14 protein-coding genes are annotated in these 19,435 nt (G+C 39.1%); 2 read left to right on the forward strand and 12 right to left on the reverse strand.

Annotation, left to right across the window (positions count from 1 at the left end; genetic code table 11):
* The 4 genes from NQT69_RS03495 to NQT69_RS03510 form a co-directional block, all read right to left on the reverse strand.
* Nucleotides 1-327 (reverse strand): hypothetical protein, encoded by a 327-nt coding sequence (locus tag NQT69_RS03495; RefSeq protein WP_256826317.1) that lies wholly within the window; start codon nt 325-327, stop codon nt 1-3.
* Between the two features lie 149 nt (nt 328-476).
* The gene (locus NQT69_RS03500) at nt 477-1,991 is read right to left on the reverse strand and encodes an alanine/glycine:cation symporter family protein (protein ID WP_256826318.1); all 1,515 of its coding nucleotides are present in this window, start codon (nt 1,989-1,991) and stop codon (nt 477-479) included.
* Between the two features lie 320 nt (nt 1,992-2,311).
* Nucleotides 2,312-3,442 carry a M14 family metallopeptidase gene (locus tag NQT69_RS03505; protein WP_256826319.1) on the reverse strand — a complete coding sequence of 377 codons (1,131 nt, stop codon included), beginning with the start codon at nt 3,440-3,442 and terminating at the stop codon, nt 2,312-2,314.
* 208 nt (nt 3,443-3,650) lie between these two features.
* Nucleotides 3,651-5,093 (reverse strand): glyceraldehyde-3-phosphate dehydrogenase, encoded by a 1,443-nt coding sequence (locus NQT69_RS03510; protein ID WP_256826320.1) that lies wholly within the window; start codon nt 5,091-5,093, stop codon nt 3,651-3,653.
* 177 nt (nt 5,094-5,270) lie between these two features.
* On the opposite strand from NQT69_RS03510, the gene NQT69_RS03515 reads away from it, so the two are divergent.
* The gene (locus NQT69_RS03515; RefSeq protein ID WP_256826321.1) at nt 5,271-6,071 is read left to right on the forward strand and encodes a DUF2989 domain-containing protein; all 801 of its coding nucleotides are present in this window, start codon (nt 5,271-5,273) and stop codon (nt 6,069-6,071) included.
* 67 nt (nt 6,072-6,138) lie between these two features.
* On the opposite strand, the gene ihfA is transcribed toward NQT69_RS03515, so the two are convergent.
* The 5 genes from ihfA to NQT69_RS03540 all read right to left on the reverse strand — a co-directional run bounded on the left by ihfA (nt 6,139) and on the right by NQT69_RS03540 (nt 11,733).
* A complete protein-coding gene (ihfA, locus tag NQT69_RS03520) occupies nt 6,139-6,438 on the reverse strand; it encodes an integration host factor subunit alpha (protein WP_256826322.1) in 300 nt (99 codons plus the stop codon).
* 2 nt (nt 6,439-6,440) lie between these two features.
* A complete protein-coding gene (pheT, locus tag NQT69_RS03525; RefSeq protein WP_256826323.1) occupies nt 6,441-8,828 on the reverse strand; it encodes a phenylalanine--tRNA ligase subunit beta in 2,388 nt (795 codons plus the stop codon).
* Between the two features lie 15 nt (nt 8,829-8,843).
* Nucleotides 8,844-9,824, reverse strand: coding sequence for a phenylalanine--tRNA ligase subunit alpha (gene pheS / locus NQT69_RS03530; protein ID WP_256826324.1), 981 nt, complete (start codon nt 9,822-9,824; stop codon nt 8,844-8,846).
* 143 nt (nt 9,825-9,967) lie between these two features.
* Nucleotides 9,968-10,678 (reverse strand): DnaA inactivator Hda, encoded by a 711-nt coding sequence (gene hda / locus NQT69_RS03535; protein ID WP_256826325.1) that lies wholly within the window; start codon nt 10,676-10,678, stop codon nt 9,968-9,970.
* The gene (locus tag NQT69_RS03540) at nt 10,678-11,733 is read right to left on the reverse strand and encodes a DUF2066 domain-containing protein (protein WP_256826326.1); all 1,056 of its coding nucleotides are present in this window, start codon (nt 11,731-11,733) and stop codon (nt 10,678-10,680) included. The genes hda and NQT69_RS03540 overlap by 1 nt, the downstream gene beginning before the upstream one ends.
* A gap of 214 nt (nt 11,734-11,947) precedes the next feature.
* Between NQT69_RS03540 and NQT69_RS03545 the strand changes: the two genes are divergently transcribed.
* Complete coding sequence (locus tag NQT69_RS03545; RefSeq protein WP_256826327.1) at nt 11,948-12,565, forward strand: LysE family translocator; 618 nt, start codon at nt 11,948-11,950, stop codon at nt 12,563-12,565.
* A 158-nt stretch (nt 12,566-12,723) separates the two neighbouring features.
* On the opposite strand, the gene NQT69_RS03550 is transcribed toward NQT69_RS03545, so the two are convergent.
* The 3 genes from NQT69_RS03550 to NQT69_RS03560 all read right to left on the reverse strand — a co-directional run bounded on the left by NQT69_RS03550 (nt 12,724) and on the right by NQT69_RS03560 (nt 19,390).
* Nucleotides 12,724-14,682 carry a S9 family peptidase gene (locus NQT69_RS03550; protein WP_256826328.1) on the reverse strand — a complete coding sequence of 653 codons (1,959 nt, stop codon included), beginning with the start codon at nt 14,680-14,682 and terminating at the stop codon, nt 12,724-12,726.
* 60 nt (nt 14,683-14,742) lie between these two features.
* On the reverse strand, nt 14,743-17,679 hold the full coding sequence (locus NQT69_RS03555; RefSeq protein ID WP_256826329.1) for a TonB-dependent receptor domain-containing protein: 2,937 nt from the start codon (nt 17,677-17,679) through the stop codon (nt 14,743-14,745).
* A gap of 823 nt (nt 17,680-18,502) precedes the next feature.
* Entirely contained in the window at nt 18,503-19,390 is an 888-nt protein-coding gene (locus NQT69_RS03560; protein WP_256826330.1) for a tetratricopeptide repeat protein, read from the reverse strand.
* Nucleotides 19,391-19,435 lie beyond the last annotated feature (45 nt).

The raw sequence follows: 19,435 nt of genomic DNA on the forward strand, positions 1-19,435 counted from the left end.
TCATTTTTTCTTCTTGAGTGTTACTAAAATAACGCGGTTAATTAAATACCAAATACAACCAATGCCTATCGCAGCGGTACATGCATACCAATTAGTGCTTTTTGGCTCTGGCTGTAAGAAGTATAAGCAGAAGAAACCACCTAAGAATATAAATAATGCTAAAAAGGAGTGGTTCATAAACATTTGTTGTTTTTGAATGCGTTTTTCACGCGCTAATTGCTGACGTTGCTCGTCGTTAAGCTCTGCCACATTATTTTCACAGTGAGGGCACTGCTTATGTTTATCTGATATCGACTTATTACAATTAGGACAACTAACAATCGCCATACTTCTCTCCATACTTCGCATAAAAAAAGCGCCTTGCGGCGCTCTTTATTGTACGTGTTTTATTGGTCGATGTCTTTTTTCAATTTCACTCAATTGTGAAGATTCAAAAATAGTGCAAAGTGCACTGCGATATCAAAACAATAAAAGCGTTAGTCAGCTAAATTGCTTTTTTCTTTTCTCTTTTGTTCTAACCGCTTTTCCCAGAAAGTCGCATTTTTTATGCCTAATTTAACCGGGTCAAATGTAATTTCACCACCGGCTTTCTTTTGTTCTTCGTAATCGCGTAAACAATTCAGAGCAGGCTTTGCAACAAAGAAAATAGCCAATATACCTACAATGTTGATCCATGCCATCAGCCCTACACCAATATCACCAATACTCCAGATGTAGCCAGAATTATTAACCATGCCGTATGCCACCATAAACATAATAACCAACTTAACGATTAAAAGTGGGATGCTGCCTTTAAAGTAACGGTTTAGATAAGCCACATTGGTTTCTGCAATGTAGTAATACGCAAGAATTGTGGTAAACGCGAAGAAGAATAAAGCGACACCAACAAAGGCTTCGCCAAATCCACCAAATACACTAAATAAAGCCATTTGAGTAAATGCAGCTGAGCCAACTTCGGTTGCAGCATCAACATTTTGTACAATAAATTGCCCAGCGGGTAGTTCACCAACAACATTGTATTGTTGAGTGATTAATATCATTAATGCGGTCGCTGTACAGACAAAAATGGTATCAACATACACTGAAAAAGCTTGTACTAAGCCTTGTTGTGCTGGGTGATCAACTTCTGCAGCAGCCGCTGCATGTGGGCCTGTACCTTGCCCTGCTTCGTTAGAGTAAATACCACGTTTTACACCCCAGCCAATCGCTGCACCAAAACCAGCTTGTGCTGTAAATGCATCTGAGAAAATCAATGAGAAGATTCCCGGTACTTTATCAACATTTAAAAATACCACGATCAACGCTAATACAATGTAACCTAGCGCCATAAATGGCACGACTACTTGGGTAAAATTAGCAATACGCTTAATGCCACCAAAAATAATAAAGGCTAACACAATTAAAATAATCGCTAATGCCACTAATTTAAATGTACCAACCTCACCAAAACTCGTTGATACCATTTCACCATTACCAAATACTTGGGTAAACGCGTTACCGACGGCATTGGCTTGAACACCGGGTAAAAATACACCACACGCTATAATTGCAGAAACGGCAAATAAAATACCCAACCACTTTTGCTCTAAGCAACGATCAAAATAGTAAGCTGGGCCACCCCGATATTGGCCGTCTTCTTCTGTTTTATAAATTTGCCCTAATGTAGACTCTGCATATGCAGTACTCGCACCTAAGAATGCAACAACCCACATCCAAAAAATTGCCCCTGGGCCACCAAAACCGATTGCAGCAGCTACACCTGCGATGTTACCTACCCCAACACGTCCAGATAATGAAACGGCAAGAGCTTGGAAAGACGAAATACCCGTAGTTGAACGGTTAGAAGTGAGTAACAGTTTACACATTTCTTTAAAGTGTCTAACCTGGGCAAAGCGAGTTAGAATTGAATAAAATAGACCTGCGCCTAGACATAAGTAAATGAGTGCGCTACTCCAAACTACGTCATTAACGGCACTTACAAAAGCTTCCATGGATATCCTCTATAATTATATTTTTTATTTTTAGTTACGAGACTCTGTTTTAGTTACTCAGAATGCGCGACATACGTAATAAATAAGAAAGCTTAATTAACTTTCAGCTTTTTTCATATTAACTTAAACCAATCACTTTAGTTAACACTTAATTTTCATTATCACTAATTTATTCAACTGCCCGCACAAACTTTATGAAATATTATTCAAATTTTTGTTTTATATTTAAACAACTAAAGAGTTTCCTGCTGAATTTACAATAAAGTTATCGCTCATATTGTAATGGGCATCAGCCTTAGTTAATGCCCATTACTTAGTGATTATCTAAGCTTATCAACTACATTAACAATTGCCGCTAACGTGTCTTGACCAAACTGATAAGAACGACGATCAGACCAGCCATAATCTGGATCTGGTAGGTCGTTATTATCTTTAAATGGCATTTCAACGGTGTAAGCAAGTGCATTAAACTCTTGTGCAACCGCAGATGAGCCAACCGTTAAGTTAGCTTGGCCTGGTTCATCTTTGTCATAGCCATGAACATCCTGAAATTCAGGTGTTACAATATGCATTGCTGCTTTAAAGCTATCTTCTAAACCTTTTAAACGCTCGTCATAACATGGGATACCTTCACTACCAGCAAAGAAGTTATAAGGAATAGCTTCATCACCGTGGATATCCAAATGCATGTCTAAGCCTGTTTCACGCATTTTATTAAGTACCAAATAAACTTCTGGGCTATTTTCCATACTCGGTGTTTGCCATTCACGGTTTAAATTAACCCCTTTTGCATTTGTACGCAGGTGCCCACGTACACTGCCATCTGGGTTCATGTTCGGCACTATATAGAAAATAGCTTTTGATAATAATGCAGCTGCGTGAGGGTCTTCATCATCAAGCAGCTTGTGTAATACACCTTCGACAAACCATTCTGCCATGGTTTCGCCTGGGTGTTGACGAGCGGTGATCCAAATCGTTTTTTTATTTTCGTCACTTTCCCCACCAACACGTAATACACTCATATCACGGCCATCAAGTGTTTCACCTAATGTCTCAAGCTGACACGCTTCTTGGCTTTGCGCCCAAGTAATTAAGTCAAGGTGGCGTTCATAGCTATACGGTGCAAAATAGGCAAAATACACGGTGCCGCATTCAGGTTCTATTTCAAAGCTTAATGTACCGTCTTGATAGTTTGATGGTACTCGAAACCATGTTTGACGATCATATGAAGCAACCGCATGATAATCCGCCCAGCCATCTGGGTATGCTGAATTTTCTAGGTTATTAATGTGTAGCTTATGGTTCTGAAAAGGCGTGGTTTCGAGACGGAAATGAAACCATTGGAAAAAATCAGACTCGTGATCTTTGTTGATTTCAAGCTGTATATTTAATGGATCAGTGGCTTCAATAACATTGATATTACCACTGTCAAAATTACTGGTGATTTTCATCTAAAATAAACCTTTAGGTTAAAAATAACTCCTAACCAGTCGCTTGTTAGTTAGAAATTAAACAACATCCCCTGATAAGGGAACGCTTTGTTAGTAAAATGTAGCAGAGTATAAACATACCCTACCACACGCTTAGAGCTTTGGAAAAAGTTCACGATTAAAAAAGCCAGCATCCGCTGGCTTTTTGTAAACATTTAGCTATTAGTGATTAACGTGGCAAGCTTGGGAATGAAACCTCAGCCATATCACGCATACAACGCACAACTTGGCAGCTATAGCCAAATTCATTATCGTACCAAACATAAAGTACAACGCGGTTGCCATCAACAATCGTCGCTTGTGAATCAACAACACCAGCATAACGGCTGCCAACTAAGTCAGTTGATACAATTTCAGTAGAAGCTGTGTAATCAATTTGGTCGCGTAAATCAGAGTGCAGCGCTGCATCTCGTAAGAAAGCGTTTAACTCTTCTACCGTCGTCTCTTTTGCTAAGTTTAAGTTCAAAATAGCAAGCGATACATTTGGAGTAGGAACACGGATTGCATTACCTGTTAGCTTGCCTTCAAGCTCTGGTAGCGCTTTAGATACCGCTTTTGCTGCGCCAGTCTCGGTGATTACCATGTTAAGTGCTGCCGCACGGCCACGGCGTTCCGCTTTATGATAGTTATCAATCAGGTTTTGGTCATTGGTATATGAGTGAACCGTTTCAACATGGCCGTTATTGATACCAAACTTATCGTTTAATGCTTTAAGTGTTGGTGTAATTGCATTTGTGGTACAGCTTGCTGCACAAACAATTTTATCTTCAGGTAGGATATCTTGGTTATTTACACCATAAACGATGTTCTTGATGTTACCTTTTGCAGGGGCAGTTAATAATACTTTTGCAGCACCTTTAGATTCTAAATGTTGACCAAGGCCAGCTTCATCTTTCCAGATACCTGTGTTATCGACAACCAGTGCGTTTTCGATGCCATAGGCTGTGTAGTCTACTTCGCTTGGCGAATTTGCATAGATAATTTGAATATAACTACCATTTGCTTTAATTGCATTGCGCTCTTTATCAATAGTAATAGATCCATTGAATGGACCATGAATTGAATCACGGCGTAAAAGGCTTGCACGTTTTTCAAGGTCGCCCTCTTTACCACCACGTACAACAATTGCACGTAAGCGTAAATCTGCATAAGGGCCTGATTTTTCAATTAATAAGCGGGCTAGTAAACGGCCAATACGACCAAAGCCATATAACACTACATCACGGGGCTCTTTTGCTGTTGAGTTAATGATTTCAGCAAGTTCATCATTTAAGTATTCTTCGACAGAGCGGCCCTTAGCAGCGTCGTTAAATAAGTAACCATAGGCAAGTTTACCAATATCAATACGTGCGGAGTTTAAGTCCATTTTGCTGATAGCTTCAAGAAATGGAAAGCTTTCGCGTAGACGTAGTTTAGTGCCTTCAAACTGCGCCACTGTTTTATGAGACTTGATGATATCAATAGTGCTTGCATTAACCAGAGGACGACCGTAAACCGCAATTTCAACACCACGATTACGGTAAAGTTTACCTATAATCGGTTGCATGCTTTCTGCGTAATCTTGGCGCTCTTGCCAGCTATTTGTATATTCTAACTCGTGAGATGAGGTCATGTTTTTTACCTAATTAAACAGTTTTTGAACGGATAACCACAGTACAAATTTAGCATGTGAGAGCAATCTGTTACCGTGGACAGCGCTATTCTAATTTAAACTCACTTTATTCTCCACTGTTACAGATCAATTCATTGCGCTAGAATAAGTAAGAAATTATTACTGTAGGGTTAAAGGATGTTGCTCAGAGCAAGTGTATTATTAAGTTTATTAGTACTAACCGGGTGTGAAGAGCCGCTTACTCAAGCGAAGGTTTGTAAAGAAACCCCAGGATTATGTAACGATTTAAATAAAGACAGTCACTGTAAAAAACAGCGAGCTGAGGTGATCATGGCTCGATACCATGAATACAAACAACCAACTGAAGAAAATAAATACTCTTTGTTACAAGGCTTTGAGTCTTATAGCCAGTGTGTGTCCCTTGCAGCAAAAATTGAACACATTAAGCTCAAAGAAAAAACTACTTCTCGAGTTGAGGGTCATCTAACAAGTATCAAAGAAATGACCCGTATTTATCAAGACACAGAAGACACTAATCACCCTGGCCTGCTTTATTATCACTGGTCTCGCAATAATGATCAGTCTGCGCTGACTAAACTTTTAGCGCTAGAAGATGATCCAAGTGTAACGAATGATGCACAAATGCAGTTTTTCTTAGCAACCTATTACATTAAGTTTGATGAAGAAAAAACCATTGATTTACTCTATAAAACATTAGAGCTAAATAAAGCAGATGAAACACCTAACCCTGAAGTTTACATGACTTTAGTTAGTTTATTTAATAAACATGAGAAATATAAACATGCTTATACGTTTGCTCGAATCGCCCAGTTATCTGGCGTAACAAATATAGAGATAATCCCGATTGAAAACCAACTCACAGCTTCAGGTAAAAGCTTAGATAGCCTAGAAACGCTTGCCCAACAAACCTTTGATAGTATTCAAAATGGTCAGTTTGTGTCACCAAGAGATTTTTAATTATCGATGCCTGTATTAACTCGGGCCATAAAACTTAAAAGAAAAAGGCAGCTTACGCTGCCTTTTTTTATTTTGTTTTGCTGGTGCCTACTTCAACACGAGTCTTTAACTTCTGGCCCGGTCTAAAAGTGACCACTCGACGCGCCGAAATAGGAATATCTTCTCCTGTTTTCGGATTACGCCCTGGCCTTTCTTTTTTATCACGAAGATCAAAGTTACCAAATCCAGAGAGCTTAACCTGCTCGCCTTTTTCAAGCGCTGAGCGGATTTCTTCAAAAAACGCTTCAACTAAATCTTTGGCATCTTTTTTATTGATCCCGAGTTTTTCAAATAGGTGTTCAGCTATGTCGGCTTTAGTAAGCGCCATATCTAGTCCCTCAACGATGCATTAAACTGTTCGGCCAGTGCGGCCACCACGTTATCAACTACCTGATTGATATCTTTCTCTTCGAGTGTTCTATCAACCGCCTGCAGTGTTAGAGCAATCGCCAAACTCTTATAATTTGGCTCAATACCTTTGCCCTTATACACATCGAATAAGTTTAGGTCAACCAATTGATTTCCGCCAACTTTTTCTATCACTGATAAAATGTCGCCAGATTTCACCTGATCTTCCACTAAAATAGCGATGTCGCGGCGGTTTGAAGGGAACTTAGATACCCCTACTGCTTCAGGTAAATTTCTTTTTTCAATTGCTGACATTTCAATTTCAAACACATAAGCCGCATTATTAATATCTAACGATTTTTGTACTTGAGGATGAATTGCACCAAAGAAACCTACTTTTTTGCCATCAACGTAGATAGCTGCAGATTGGCCCGGATGTAAACCATCAGACTGCTCTGCTTTGATCTCAAAACGATTTATATCATTTGTTAATGAAAGTAATGCTTCAACATCACCTTTTAAATCATAAAAGTCAACATTACGCTTTTCTTCAACCCAATGTTCGCCATGGGCAAGGCCGGTTATTACACCACCAATAACAGCTACTTGATTAACGCCATTTTCTGCGTTTTCATCACGTAAAAACTTAAGGCCATGTTCGAATAAACGAATACGTGGCTGCTGACGATTTTGGTTATAGACCAGTGATGCTAATAATCCAGGCATTAAGCTTACACGCATTGCCGACATATCACTTGAAATCGGATGCGGTAAGATCAGTGCATCGCTGTCAGGGTGCAGAATTGTTTGTACTTTTGGATCAACAAAACTGTAAGTGATAGCTTCTTGATAACCACGGGTAACAAGTGCATTGCGGAATTTACTCACGGCAATAGTTGCTTCGTTATGGGTGGTCATTTTTAATTTAGCAGTGGGTGCTACATTAGGAATACTGTTGTAACCAAATACACGTGCCACTTCTTCAATCAAATCTTCTTCGATACGGATATCAAAACGATAGCTTGGTACATCAGCACTCCAAACACCATCTACAATTTTTACATCTAAACCTAAGCGAGTAAGAATATCTGTTACTTTTTCATCGGCTATATGATGGCCAATCACTCTGTCTAAGCGCTCGCGACGCAAGCGCACTTCAGTTACTTTAGGTAACTTGTCTGTAGCGATCGCTTCAACAACGGGACCTGCTTCACCGCCGACAATCTCAAGCAGTAATGCTGTAGCGCGCTCCATTGCATCGTGTTGTAATGCAAAGTCAACACCACGCTCGTAGCGGTGTGATGCATCTGTGTGCAAACCATAGCTACGTGCTTGGCCTGCAATGGCAACAGGGTTAAAAAACGCGCTTTCTAATAAAATATCTGACGTTTTCTCAGTAACACCTGATTGCTCACCACCAAAAATACCAGCAATTGCCAGCGCTTTATTATGATCAGCAATAACCAAGGTTGATCCATTTAATTTTGCCGTATTACCGTCAAGTAAAACAAGCTCTTCATCAACATTGGCACTGCGTACTTTAATACCGCCTTCAATGGCATTTAAGTCAAATGCATGCATTGGGTGACCAAGCTCTAAAAGTACATAATTAGTAACGTCAACCACAGGGTCAATGGAGCGGATGCCACTACGACGTAGCTTTTCTACCATCCAAAGCGGTGTTTCTGCATTAAGGTTGATGCCTTTAATAACACGCCCTAAATAACGCGGGCACGCATCTTCATTAACCAATTCGATAGACACTTTGTCATCGATTGTCGCAGCCACAGCTGGGATCTCTAATGCTTTAACATCAATGCTGTTAAGTACACCTACTTCACGAGCAATGCCTTTAATACCTAAGCAATCACCGCGGTTAGGCGTTAAATCAACATCGATAATATTATCATCAAGGCTCAAGTATTCACGTAAATCGGTGCCTACAGGCGCATCTAATGGCAATTCCATGATGCCATCGCCTTCTTCGCTAATACCTAGCTCTACGAACGCACACAGCATGCCGTGAGAGGGTTGACCACGCAGCTTAGCTTTCTTAATTTTAAAATCACCAGGTAACACAGCGCCAACAGTTGCTACTGCAACCTTAATACCTTGGCGACAGTTAGGTGCACCACATACGATATCAAGTAGCTCATCGCCACCGACATTGATTTTGGTTACACGTAGTTTATCTGCGTCAGGGTGTTGTCCGCATTCAACTACTTCACCAACCACAACGCCATTAAATTCTGCTGCCGCTGGCTCAACACCATCCACTTCAAGGCCGGCCATTGATAACTGTTCCGAAAGAGCCTGCGTATCAATTGCAGGGTTAACCCACTCTCTTAACCACTTTTCACTAAATTTCATTTTATTTCTTCACTCTTAACGGAACTGGTTTAGGAATTTTAAATCATTTTCGAAAAATGCACGTAAGTCATTTACGCCATAGCGCAACATAGTTAAGCGCTCTACACCCATACCAAAAGCAAAACCGGTGTATTTTTCAGGGTCAATGCCCACTGATTTAAGTACATTAGGGTGAACCATGCCGCAGCCTAATACTTCTAACCATTTACCATTTTTACCCATAACATCAACTTCAGCCGAAGGCTCAGTAAATGGGAAGTAAGAAGGGCGGAATCGAATTTCCATATCTTCTTCAAAGAAGTTACGTAAAAAGTCGTGCAAAATACCTTTAAGTTCTGTGAAACTTACATCAGTGTCAACCATCAAGCCTTCAACCTGATGAAACATTGGCGTATGGGTTTGGTCATAATCGTTACGATATACACGGCCTGGAGAAATGATACGCAGTGGTGGCTGCTCAGCTTCCATGGTACGGATTTGTACACCACTTGTTTGCGTACGCAAAACAAGTTTCGGGTTGAAATAAAAGGTATCGTGATCAGCTCGGGCTGGATGGTGCTCAGGAATGTTTAATGCATCAAAGTTATGAAAATCATCTTCAACTTCTGGGCCTGATTTAACTGCAAAGCCTAACTCACCAAAAAAGTTTTCAATACGCTCAATGGTGCGTGTTACTGGGTGTAAACCACCACTTGGCATAACACGTCCTGGCAAAGTAACATCAATTGTTTCAGCTGCTAATTTTTCTTCAAGTGCTTTGCTGGCAAGTAATTCGCGCTTTTCGTTAATCGCAATTTGTACGTCTTGCTTAGCTTGATTGATAACTTGACCGGCTTCTTTACGTTCTTCAGGGGCAATTTTACCAAGTGTTTTTAATAAGCTGGTGATTTCGCCTTTTTTACCAAGGTAGTTAACCCTGATCTCTTCAAGCTGCGCGATCTCATTGGCACTGGCCACCGCCTCAAGTGCTTGCGCTAATATATTTTCTAAGTTCATTCGATACCTGATCTTTCACAGAAGGTGATTACAATTTTGTTGACTAATGATAACTGAAACCAAGGACTAGATTCTAGGCTTTATACGAATCTTATTGAATTCTTTCTTATTAACAGACCTTGTAAAGCAAGTTAAGGGGGTATTTACAGCTTTAACGCGGATTTTATAAAAGGAATTGTGAGTTTTCGCTGCGCCGCCATCGATGCATGGTCAAGTTTATCTAACACTTCTAATAGCGCTCTCATGTCACGGCTCAATCGGGTTAATAAAAAACGAGCACACTCATCACTGAGTTCAAGCCCTCGCATATTTGCACGCTTGACTAACGCTTCCGCTTTATCATCGTCACTCATTGAACGAATTTGAAATGTTGTTCCCCATTTCAATCGCGACTCTAAATCAGGGAGTGAAATATTAAGCATGTCTGGCAATAAGTCTGCGGTAACCACTAAACACTTACCAGGCTCATTAAACCGGTTAAAGAAATTAAATAATGCTTTTTCCCACGCATCATTGCCAGCCACTAAATGAACATCATCGATACAGAGCACATCGAGCGCGTCCAGCCCATCGAGTACCATTGGCCCAAAATCAATGACCTCACGCATGGATAGCAACATAGTGGAGAGTCCACGTTCTTGCGCATGAATGCAGGTTGCATAGAGTAAGTGAGATTTACCTGAATCACCTAAACCACACAGGTATGTGTATTGAAACGTATTGGCCAGGCTTTTAAATGCATTCTTTAAGTGACTAACTTCTAAAGAGTTCTCACCACCAAAATACGATGCAAAAGTTTCATCATCAGGCAATGTAACCGGTAACGCCATTTGCACGGGCTCTAACGCCTGCATTATAGCCCAACCCATTGGTAATCAAGGTCGTCTTCAGAGGCAACTTGATAGAAGGCTTTAGGGTCAATAAAGGCTTCAAATGCACGATCTAGTTCAAGTGCTTTTTTAAAGTCACTTAACGAGCCTGTATGATTGACTTCGAAGTAGATAGTTTGTGTATCACGAGAGCGAATAACGACGTTTGTTACCACACTCAAACTTTCTAAGCGTCTCTTTGCTAGCTCTATATCAACAAAACTTTGCGTGCCTTTGAGTTTAAAGACCGCTTTTGCAAGCTGGCCTGTCGCATTTGGATCAACCGCATATTCAGCAGCCAGCCCTGCCGCTAAACTATCTATCATTAGAGCAATAGTTTGCTGTTTATCACCTGTTAAACGGTTGGCTTCGAATAAGTCATCATTTGTAAAACGCCAATCCAGTACCCAGTTTTCGCTGTCTTTTTGAGTATATAACCGCGCTGTAATGCTGCGCTCGGCTCTATATCTACTTGATGCTTGCTCTACTGGTTCAGAAAAGTTACCCCACACTTCAGGTATCCCCACTAATGCTCGATCTTGTAAATCGAGTAATGGCACAACCACAGGTAAACCTCGGCGGGCTGCAGTATCATATATAAGCTGTTCTAATTGTGGGTAACTTTCTTGAGTAACCAGCTCTCGACGCCAGTTATCTTCAATTGCTAACCAAATAGCCACTAACGGTCGGCGAGTCCCCCAAAGTGGCAAGTTGAGTTCTTTAACTAAGGCATTAATTTTATTGGCTTCAAATTTTACAACAAGTTTCAGTGTGCCATCTGCTTTCTCATCATATTCAAATTTAAGCATATAATCAGAAATATCTTTACTACGTTGTTTCGCAAGCGGGTTTTGATCTGCATACGGATCACCACTTACTTTGACCAATACATTCAATAATGCTGCACGGCTTGCTGTTAAACGCGCATCTCGAGATTTATCTTCAACTTTTAAAATATCTTGGTACAGATCAGTGACTTCAACAGCTTTAACATAGAAGCACAGGAAAAATGCGGTAAGGAAAATTAATAATCTAGACACAGGCCATTAGTTCTTGGTTTTAAACTAAATTGATCCTAATTCAAAGCAACGCACAAAGCAAAAATATATTTCAAATAGTCGACGATTTCACGCTTTATATCTAAAAGCGAATTAATGACTGTTAAACCTTATACAAACAACGATTATTTTGGTGTAATTGGCTCGTTCTTGGTATTGTCTGAAGATAATAATGAACAGTTAGTGATTTGATGTAATGGTTGATTTAGCAGTACTTGCGGTTTTTATACCAACATTCTTTTTTGTCTCAATAACTCCAGGCATGTGTATGACATTAGCCATGACATTGGGTATGAGTATAGGCGTAAGACGCACCCTTTGGATGATGCTCGGTGAGTTATTAGGTGTAGCCCTTGTCGCTATCGCGGCTGTATTAGGTGTAGCAAGTGTCATGCTAAATTACCCGCAGGCATTTTCAATCTTAAAGTGGGTCGGTGGTGCGTATTTAGTGTTTATTGGCATAAGCATGTGGGGTGATAAGACAAAAATAAATTTAGATAATCAACAAACCAGTAAAGTAAGTCGCAAAACACTATTTAGCCAAGGCTTAATTACTGCCATTGCTAATCCCAAAGGCTGGGCTTTTATGATTTCGTTGCTGCCCCCTTTTATTAATATTGATTATGCGATTGCCCCCCAACTCAGTATTTTGGTTGCGGTGATACTTGTTAGTGAATTTGTTTGTATGATGGCCTATGCAACGGGTGGTAAAAGTTTACGCTTATTTTTAAGCCGCGGTGATAATATAAAGTGGATGAACACAATTGCCGGTAGTTTAATGGTAGCGGTCGGTATTTGGTTGGCTATTGGGTAAACCTCTCTTAATCGCTGAAGAGACTTTAAGAAAAGCTGGCAACTACCGAAAAGTGAGTAGCTGACAGCTTAAATCTGAGGGATACCGCTAAGCTCCCTCTCAAGAAAAGTCTTATTAGGTAATAAGCTAATATCTATAAGTGTACTTTATGACCTTTTTTACTTACCAATATGTTTATCTAGAAACACAAGCATTTTCTGCCATAACTCTACTTGATTCTCCGGGTTATAAAAGCCATGCCCTTCACCACTTTTCATTAACCACTCATATGGCATACTACGCTTATCAAATTCAGCCTTTAAACGAAGTGCATGTTCTTTTGGAACACGTACATCATCTTCACCTTGAACAATAAATACAGGAACTTTGATTTTATCAACATTCTTAACGGGTGATTGTGCAATACGATCTTGGCCTGTAGGTAAAACTGTATTTAAGTAGTTAATACCCGAGTCATTCTCTGGGATATCGCCTTCAGTAAACATTAAGTCCAGATCGTACACCCCAACAAAGCCAATAGAACATTTGTATAAGTCAGGTTCATTTATAACACTTTGCAATGCAGCATAGCCGCCATAGGACGCACCATAGACACAAAGTCTATCTTTATCTGCAACACCTGTTTCAATTAAATGATGTACACCATCAGTCATATCGTTAATCATATCAGTGCCCCACTTTCTAAAGCCTTTAGTTAAGAATGACTTCCCGAAACCACCAGACCCTCTATAGTTAGGTTGAAAAACTGCATATCCATGATTAGCCAATACTTTTGTATCACTGTTAATTGCTACCGTAGAATCCTTAATGCCATGAGGGCCACCATGAGGTAATAATATCAACGGTAAATTTTTTGCACTCCCATTTGGTAATGTAAGTAAGCCTGTTATTTCTAAACCATCACGGCTTTTATAAGTGATAATTTTTGTTTGCGGAATAATATTTTCAGTCAGCCATGGTTTACTCTGCGTAAGAACAGATAACTTACGCTCGGCGTTATCAAATAGATAAAATTTAGAAGGAGAATTTGCTGAAGATGTTCTTATAATCATTGATTTATTATCTTTTGTAGCTGAGATAACTGACAACGATTGGCCTTCAAACGATTTCATCAAACTTTTAAAAATTGCTTGGTTATTTGTATCTTTAACCGACTCCAAGAACACCGCATCGATTTTATCATACTCAAACGCAGCACCTAATAATTCACCTCGTTGCCCATTAACAATACTATTAATTGGCATCAAATCAGCTTTATTATTCGTTAAAATAACACTGTGTTTTTTTGTTTTAATATTAAACGTAGCAATTGATTTAGTATCAGTCTCTAAATCACTGAGGCCTAATAGTGTTTCACCGTCGTCTAAAAAATAAAGTGGACTAAAGCTACCCTCATATTCAGATGACTCTAAAATAGTTTTCCATTCAGCATCAACATTTTCACGCGCTAATAAAATTATTTTATTATTTTGATTAGGATCTATACCTTGTGCAGCAAGCGCATCACCGTCCTGATTTGTAAATACACTTACGCCACTCCCCTTATATGCACGCATCGGAATACGTCCTAATGGTCTTTTGCGCCCAGTAGTTACTTTCATACGATATAGGTCGACAAATGGTTCAGATGAAGTAAAAGACACGCTATAGATGAGAACTTGATCTGGTTCATTTGGAAGAATGTCGATGATTGAAGAAAAACGAAACTCTTTATTTTCAGCTCTAGGTCCTGTAAGAATAACCATTTTCTTACCATCAGCATCCATCGAAATTAATTCACCTGTTGGCTTTGGTTGTTCTAATGAACCATACTCTCGAGCCATAGTAAGTAGTAGCCGTTCATTATTAAGCCAACTAAAGCTACTTACAGACTCTTTGCCTCGCCCACGAGTTACTGAAATAATTTCGCCTTTGGTTAAGTCCAAAACCGTCAAACTTATTATTCCTTCATTATTTCTCGACGTAGAGGCAAGATACTTTCCATCAGGGGAAAGTTTAATATCTATATATTGTGAATGTTTTGCATATGCTTGCAGCACATCACTCTTAATTGTCACAGCAAAACAATTAAAGTTAAAAAACAAGCTTAACAGTAATAGCGCGAGAAGATTTTTCATAATTTATCCTTAAAAAAAAAGCTCTCACTTGGAGAGCTTTACGAGTTAATTAACTACTTATTAGAAGTTATAAGTAATATTAGCAAATACTCGGCGGCCAACATTATCATATTGAGAATATAATGCTGCATTACCCACGTTATAAGTACCACTTGCAGAAACGGTTGGTGGCTCTTCATCAAATATATTAGCCATGCCTACCATTAAATCTAAACCATTATCAAGTTCAACAGAGCCTGAAAGTGAGTGGTAAGTCACCCAAGGTGTTTCACGAATAGTTGTAACATCTTCGCCATAATAAGTAGTTAGATTTGTTCCACTTGATAAATATTCGTAATCATTTGTAGAATCAACGTAACGAGTAGTCCATGTAATGTCGTAATTCTCATAAGAATATTGTAATGAGACATTACCCACATGCTTAGGCTCACCCATCTCACCAACTAAGTTATTTTCTTCACTATCGTCAAATACTTTGTATTTACGCTCAATTTGCATTGTGTGTTCTACACGGAAACGCAATGAACCAAAATCAAAGTCATCTTGATAAGTAAAGTTATAGTCGATACCACGAGCAGTCTGGCTTGCAACGTTTACATAACCACTATTAATTACATCAATACCATAGTCACCGTCTTGACCTGTACGACGAGTGAATAAATCACAAAGTGGTTCATTTGCAAAATCTTTAGATGAGTAACATTCACTTGTAATTTGTGAGCCTGATAAGCTCGTTACTTCGTCAGAGATTACAATATCGTAGTAATCCATTGAGAAAGCAAATGTATCTTCTGGACTTGTCCAAACAAAACCGGCTGTTTCATTCACTGCAGTTTCAGCAGTCAGGTTACCAGCACCACCACCAGTATAAATAGTTGCAGAGCTTCCTGGCATGTCATAATCAGCTGGAACACCTGCTGCCTGACAATTAGTAGCAACTGTTTCTGTGATATTACCCGCAGCAAACTCATTGCTCCAATCGATACAAGGATCAATAGCTGTTTGCGAACCAAAACTACTTTGGTCAGCTAAGTATAGTTCATATAATGCTGGAGAACGGAAAGAAGTACCGCGGTTTGCACGGATACTAAACCCATCCACTATAACCCAATTTAGACCTAACTTATAAGTCGTGTCGTTACCGTAAGTATCAACATCAGTCCAGCGAGCAGAGGCTGTTAAATCAAGGTTTTCAGCTAGGAACATTCCTTCTAATAAAGGAACACGTACTTCACCATAAACTGAACGTGAAATTTGAGAACCGGCTGTACGGCCTGCACTTGTTAATCCCCAAGAATTACCATTGATAGTGTGTTCGCCTGGAGTATCATCAATTTCATCTTTTTGAATCGACATACCAAATGCAGCACCAACCGCACCTGCTGGTAATTCAAATAAGTCACCCGTGATATAAGCATCTAAAGTTTGCTGCTTATAAATCGTGTTTCCTAGATCTTCACCAAAAATAAAGTTTCTAACATCATCAGGTACATCACCAGCTAAGAATGTTGGATCAGACCATGGAACATCAACACATGTTTTACCTGAAGCTGTAACTTCACCATTACATGAAGTTCCTGCTGCTAACTGGTTTTGTGACATTACTAACGAGTCACGTAAGAATATTTCGTTATAGTATTCGCCATCATTATAACTATTTTGGTACGAAACATCCCAATCCCAAAAACCAAATGAGCCTTCAAAGCCAATAACCGCACGCGTATAATCAACAGTAGTTTCTGAAGAGTAATGATCAGAGATAGCAACTGGCATTAAATAAGCATCGCCGTCAAAGCCATCAAAGCTAGAAGCAGGCTGCGCACCTACATCACCAGTCCAAAATTGACGATAGTTATCAATATTTGTAGTACGTGAACTGTGAATAAATTCACCATACATTGAAATATCATCAGTTAAGTTATAATCACCCTGAGCGTAAACAGACCAAACTGTATTTTCAGGAAGCATTGTCTCATTGTCACGGAATGGATGATCTAAATGCCACCAACCATCACTTTCTTTATCATAAGAAACTGGATACCAACCGTCTGGCGTCGTTAAATCACCTGGCTGAGTCGCTGTTTGGTTATAGTTTGAAAAGCCGTTACCAGCAAAAAAGCCATCGTAATCATAAGCTAGGTTTGGTCCACCAGATTGAACATTGCTTGCCCCAGCTCCATAAACCCACAATCCATATGGTGATTCACTACATTGCGCCTTACCTGTTCTAGGGTCGATAGGATCGGCTGAAGTACCATCTGTATAAGTCAATAGTCTCTCAGTACAATTGAAGTAATCTCTTTGACCACGCTTTAATTCTTTAGATTGGTTGTAATCAGCAGTAACACGGAATGAGCCTTCACTAAACTCTTCACCAAAAGAGAAGTTTATGCGTCGCTCTTCACCGCCACTTGACATTGGTTCGCTAATATCTACAGTTACAGATTTATCATCGCCCTTTTTAGTAATGATATTAATTACACCTGCCACAGCATCTGAACCATATAGTGAAGATGCACCATCTTTAAGAACTTCTACACGTTCAATTGTTGATAATGGAATAGTATTAAGATCAAATGCCTGTACTTGACCACGAGTACCAGCAGGACCTGCACGGCGACCATTTAATAATACAAGTGTACGAGACGCACCTAAACCACGTAGAGAGGCTGTTTCTGTACCTTTACCACCGGCTGTAACATACCCAACACTAAGTGCCGCTGTTACTTGGTTTGAACCTGCAGCTGCTGTACTGGTTCTTAATAAATCACCTAAAGATTTAATCCCTTCTTTAGTCGCATCTTCAACGGAAATGATATCGATTGGAACGTCACTAGCAAAACTATCAGTACGGATACGCGAACCAGTAACTTGAATACGCTCAACTTTCTCTGCCCCTTCTTCTGCAGCATTTGAGCTTGCAGAAAATGCAGCTGTTGATGCTGCACCAAAAGCAATCGCTAAGCGAACAGCTTTTGAAATTTTATTATTTAACATTTGAATTTCCCTGGGTATATTTATGATATGTTTTTATTTTAGATTCCAAAAAGAGACATTTAATTCACAAAGAATCAAATAAGCACCCTTTTCATTAAAGAATATTAAGCTTAGGTACACCCTTGAGTCAACAGGTTTTTAACATTGAAGGGGGTGTATTTACACAAGTAACAGTTTCTACAAAAGAACATCAACATATTGTTATTAATTAAATAATACTAATCTACAAAGCTATTTAGACTTCCCCACTTTGTGTTCGTTAATGTTATGATGATCAACATGTGCAATTACCTATTTCACAATCAGTTCCAAGTCACACATTGAGGGCAAGCTTGAGCCTGTTATGTAGGTTATTGCTCTTGGTATTTTTTCTAACAAAAAAGTAACCTCAAATGCTTTTAATGACGAAACAAAAACTTAAATTCAATCTTCGACAATTAAAGTGGTTGCCACCCATCAGCAGAAGGGGTTACTTGAACTATAAAGACTTTTTGTGCTCGCTGACTCAGGTCCGTAGCTGGTGAATTACTTCGGGGTTGCAAGCTTTATTCTTGCAGAATAAACACATAGTTAAATCATGAAAAAGCAATCTATGACTAACCGACCCTTGCAAAACAAATAGGCGATTAAAGATAGAAATCCACCCTGCCAAGGCAGTTAACAATGGAATTAAAAATTTGACAAACTTGTGATTGCCAGAGAAGAAAAAATCAATATTGATACAAGCTGTGTGGAGACAAATATCCAACTACCATGGATAGTTGGATATTTGCATTAGTATACCTAGCCTTAAAAGTCCCTTTTATAATCAAGTAAATAAAAATTACAAATCCAACGGTCTCATATGTCTAGTTAAAATCGGATCTACAAATTGAACTTGCATATCTCTCATGAAGCGCTCTATCTCTGCTGGATCAACAATAAATCCACAGTTCGAATCTTGAGAACGACAGCCCATTCCAACAAGATTAGAACCTGTTGGCTTTCCTGGAGCAGGCATATACCTTAATGCGCTTAAAAGGGTATCAAAGTAATCATCTAAACTTTCAGACTCAACTTCTATTCTTTCAATATTGCCGTCTTTATTAGTTTGAGGTAGTTTAATACCTAACTCTAGCAACCGATCGTTAGATGGTTCATAAAAATACGCTGACATCTTATAATATTCAACAGCTATGTCTTTATTCGGTTTTCCAAATACATCCGACTCATAAAGCTTGCCAAGTATGTATTGCGCTTTTCGGTATTCTTTTGTTGCTGCATATTTAAGAAACTGTTTCCCTAACTCAACATCTTTATCTACGTACTCACCTTCAAGGTAATATAACCCTAAAAAGTAATGAGCCGCTAAAATATCATTTCTTGCAGCCCATTCCATCCAGTTAATGCCTTGGCTAATCTCTTTGTCTCCCCCCTTACCCTCTAACATCATAAGAGCGAGCTTAAACTGTGCATTAGGGTTACCGTATTTTGCACTATTTAAGTAATATTTACGGGCTTTTTTAAAGCTTTGTTCTACACCATAGCCTTTGTAATAAAAAGTACCTAAAACCTCTGTAGCTTGCGGTATGTCTTTTCTCGCATACTTTTTAAAGTCTTTAAATCTATCAACACAATCTTCAGTGCTACATTGAGTTATTTGGTATGCGTGAGTAGATAATGATGTAAAAAAAAGAAAAGCCAAAGTTAGAAATATTTTTATTATTTTCATGTTATCTCCATTTTATAATTGTCCATTAACGTATTGTTCTAAAAA

This window comes from Pseudoalteromonas shioyasakiensis (assembly GCF_024518675.1).
GTDB lineage: Bacteria > Pseudomonadota > Gammaproteobacteria > Enterobacterales > Alteromonadaceae > Pseudoalteromonas > Pseudoalteromonas shioyasakiensis_B.

Excerpts from the sequence above, each read along its gene's own strand:
- pheS (WP_256826324.1), bottom strand. The coding sequence starts at position 9,824 with ATGAACTTAGAAAATATATTAGCGCAAGCACTTGAGGCGGTGGCCAGT.
- pheT (WP_256826323.1), bottom strand. The coding sequence starts at position 8,828 with ATGAAATTTAGTGAAAAGTGGTTAAGAGAGTGGGTTAACCCTGCAATT.
- NQT69_RS03555 (WP_256826329.1), bottom strand. The coding sequence starts at position 17,679 with ATGTTAAATAATAAAATTTCAAAAGCTGTTCGCTTAGCGATTGCTTTT.
- NQT69_RS03560 (WP_256826330.1), bottom strand. The coding sequence starts at position 19,390 with ATGAAAATAATAAAAATATTTCTAACTTTGGCTTTTCTTTTTTTTACA.
- NQT69_RS03550 (WP_256826328.1), bottom strand. The coding sequence starts at position 14,682 with ATGAAAAATCTTCTCGCGCTATTACTGTTAAGCTTGTTTTTTAACTTT.
- NQT69_RS03505 (WP_256826319.1), bottom strand. The coding sequence starts at position 3,442 with ATGAAAATCACCAGTAATTTTGACAGTGGTAATATCAATGTTATTGAA.
- hda (WP_256826325.1), bottom strand. The coding sequence starts at position 10,678 with ATGCAGGCGTTAGAGCCCGTGCAAATGGCGTTACCGGTTACATTGCCT.
- NQT69_RS03500 (WP_256826318.1), bottom strand. The coding sequence starts at position 1,991 with ATGGAAGCTTTTGTAAGTGCCGTTAATGACGTAGTTTGGAGTAGCGCA.
- ihfA (WP_256826322.1), bottom strand. The coding sequence starts at position 6,438 with ATGGCGCTTACTAAAGCCGACATAGCTGAACACCTATTTGAAAAACTC.
- NQT69_RS03515 (WP_256826321.1), top strand. The coding sequence starts at position 5,271 with ATGTTGCTCAGAGCAAGTGTATTATTAAGTTTATTAGTACTAACCGGG.
- NQT69_RS03510 (WP_256826320.1), bottom strand. The coding sequence starts at position 5,093 with ATGACCTCATCTCACGAGTTAGAATATACAAATAGCTGGCAAGAGCGC.
- NQT69_RS03495 (WP_256826317.1), bottom strand. The coding sequence starts at position 327 with ATGGCGATTGTTAGTTGTCCTAATTGTAATAAGTCGATATCAGATAAA.
- NQT69_RS03545 (WP_256826327.1), top strand. The coding sequence starts at position 11,948 with ATGGTTGATTTAGCAGTACTTGCGGTTTTTATACCAACATTCTTTTTT.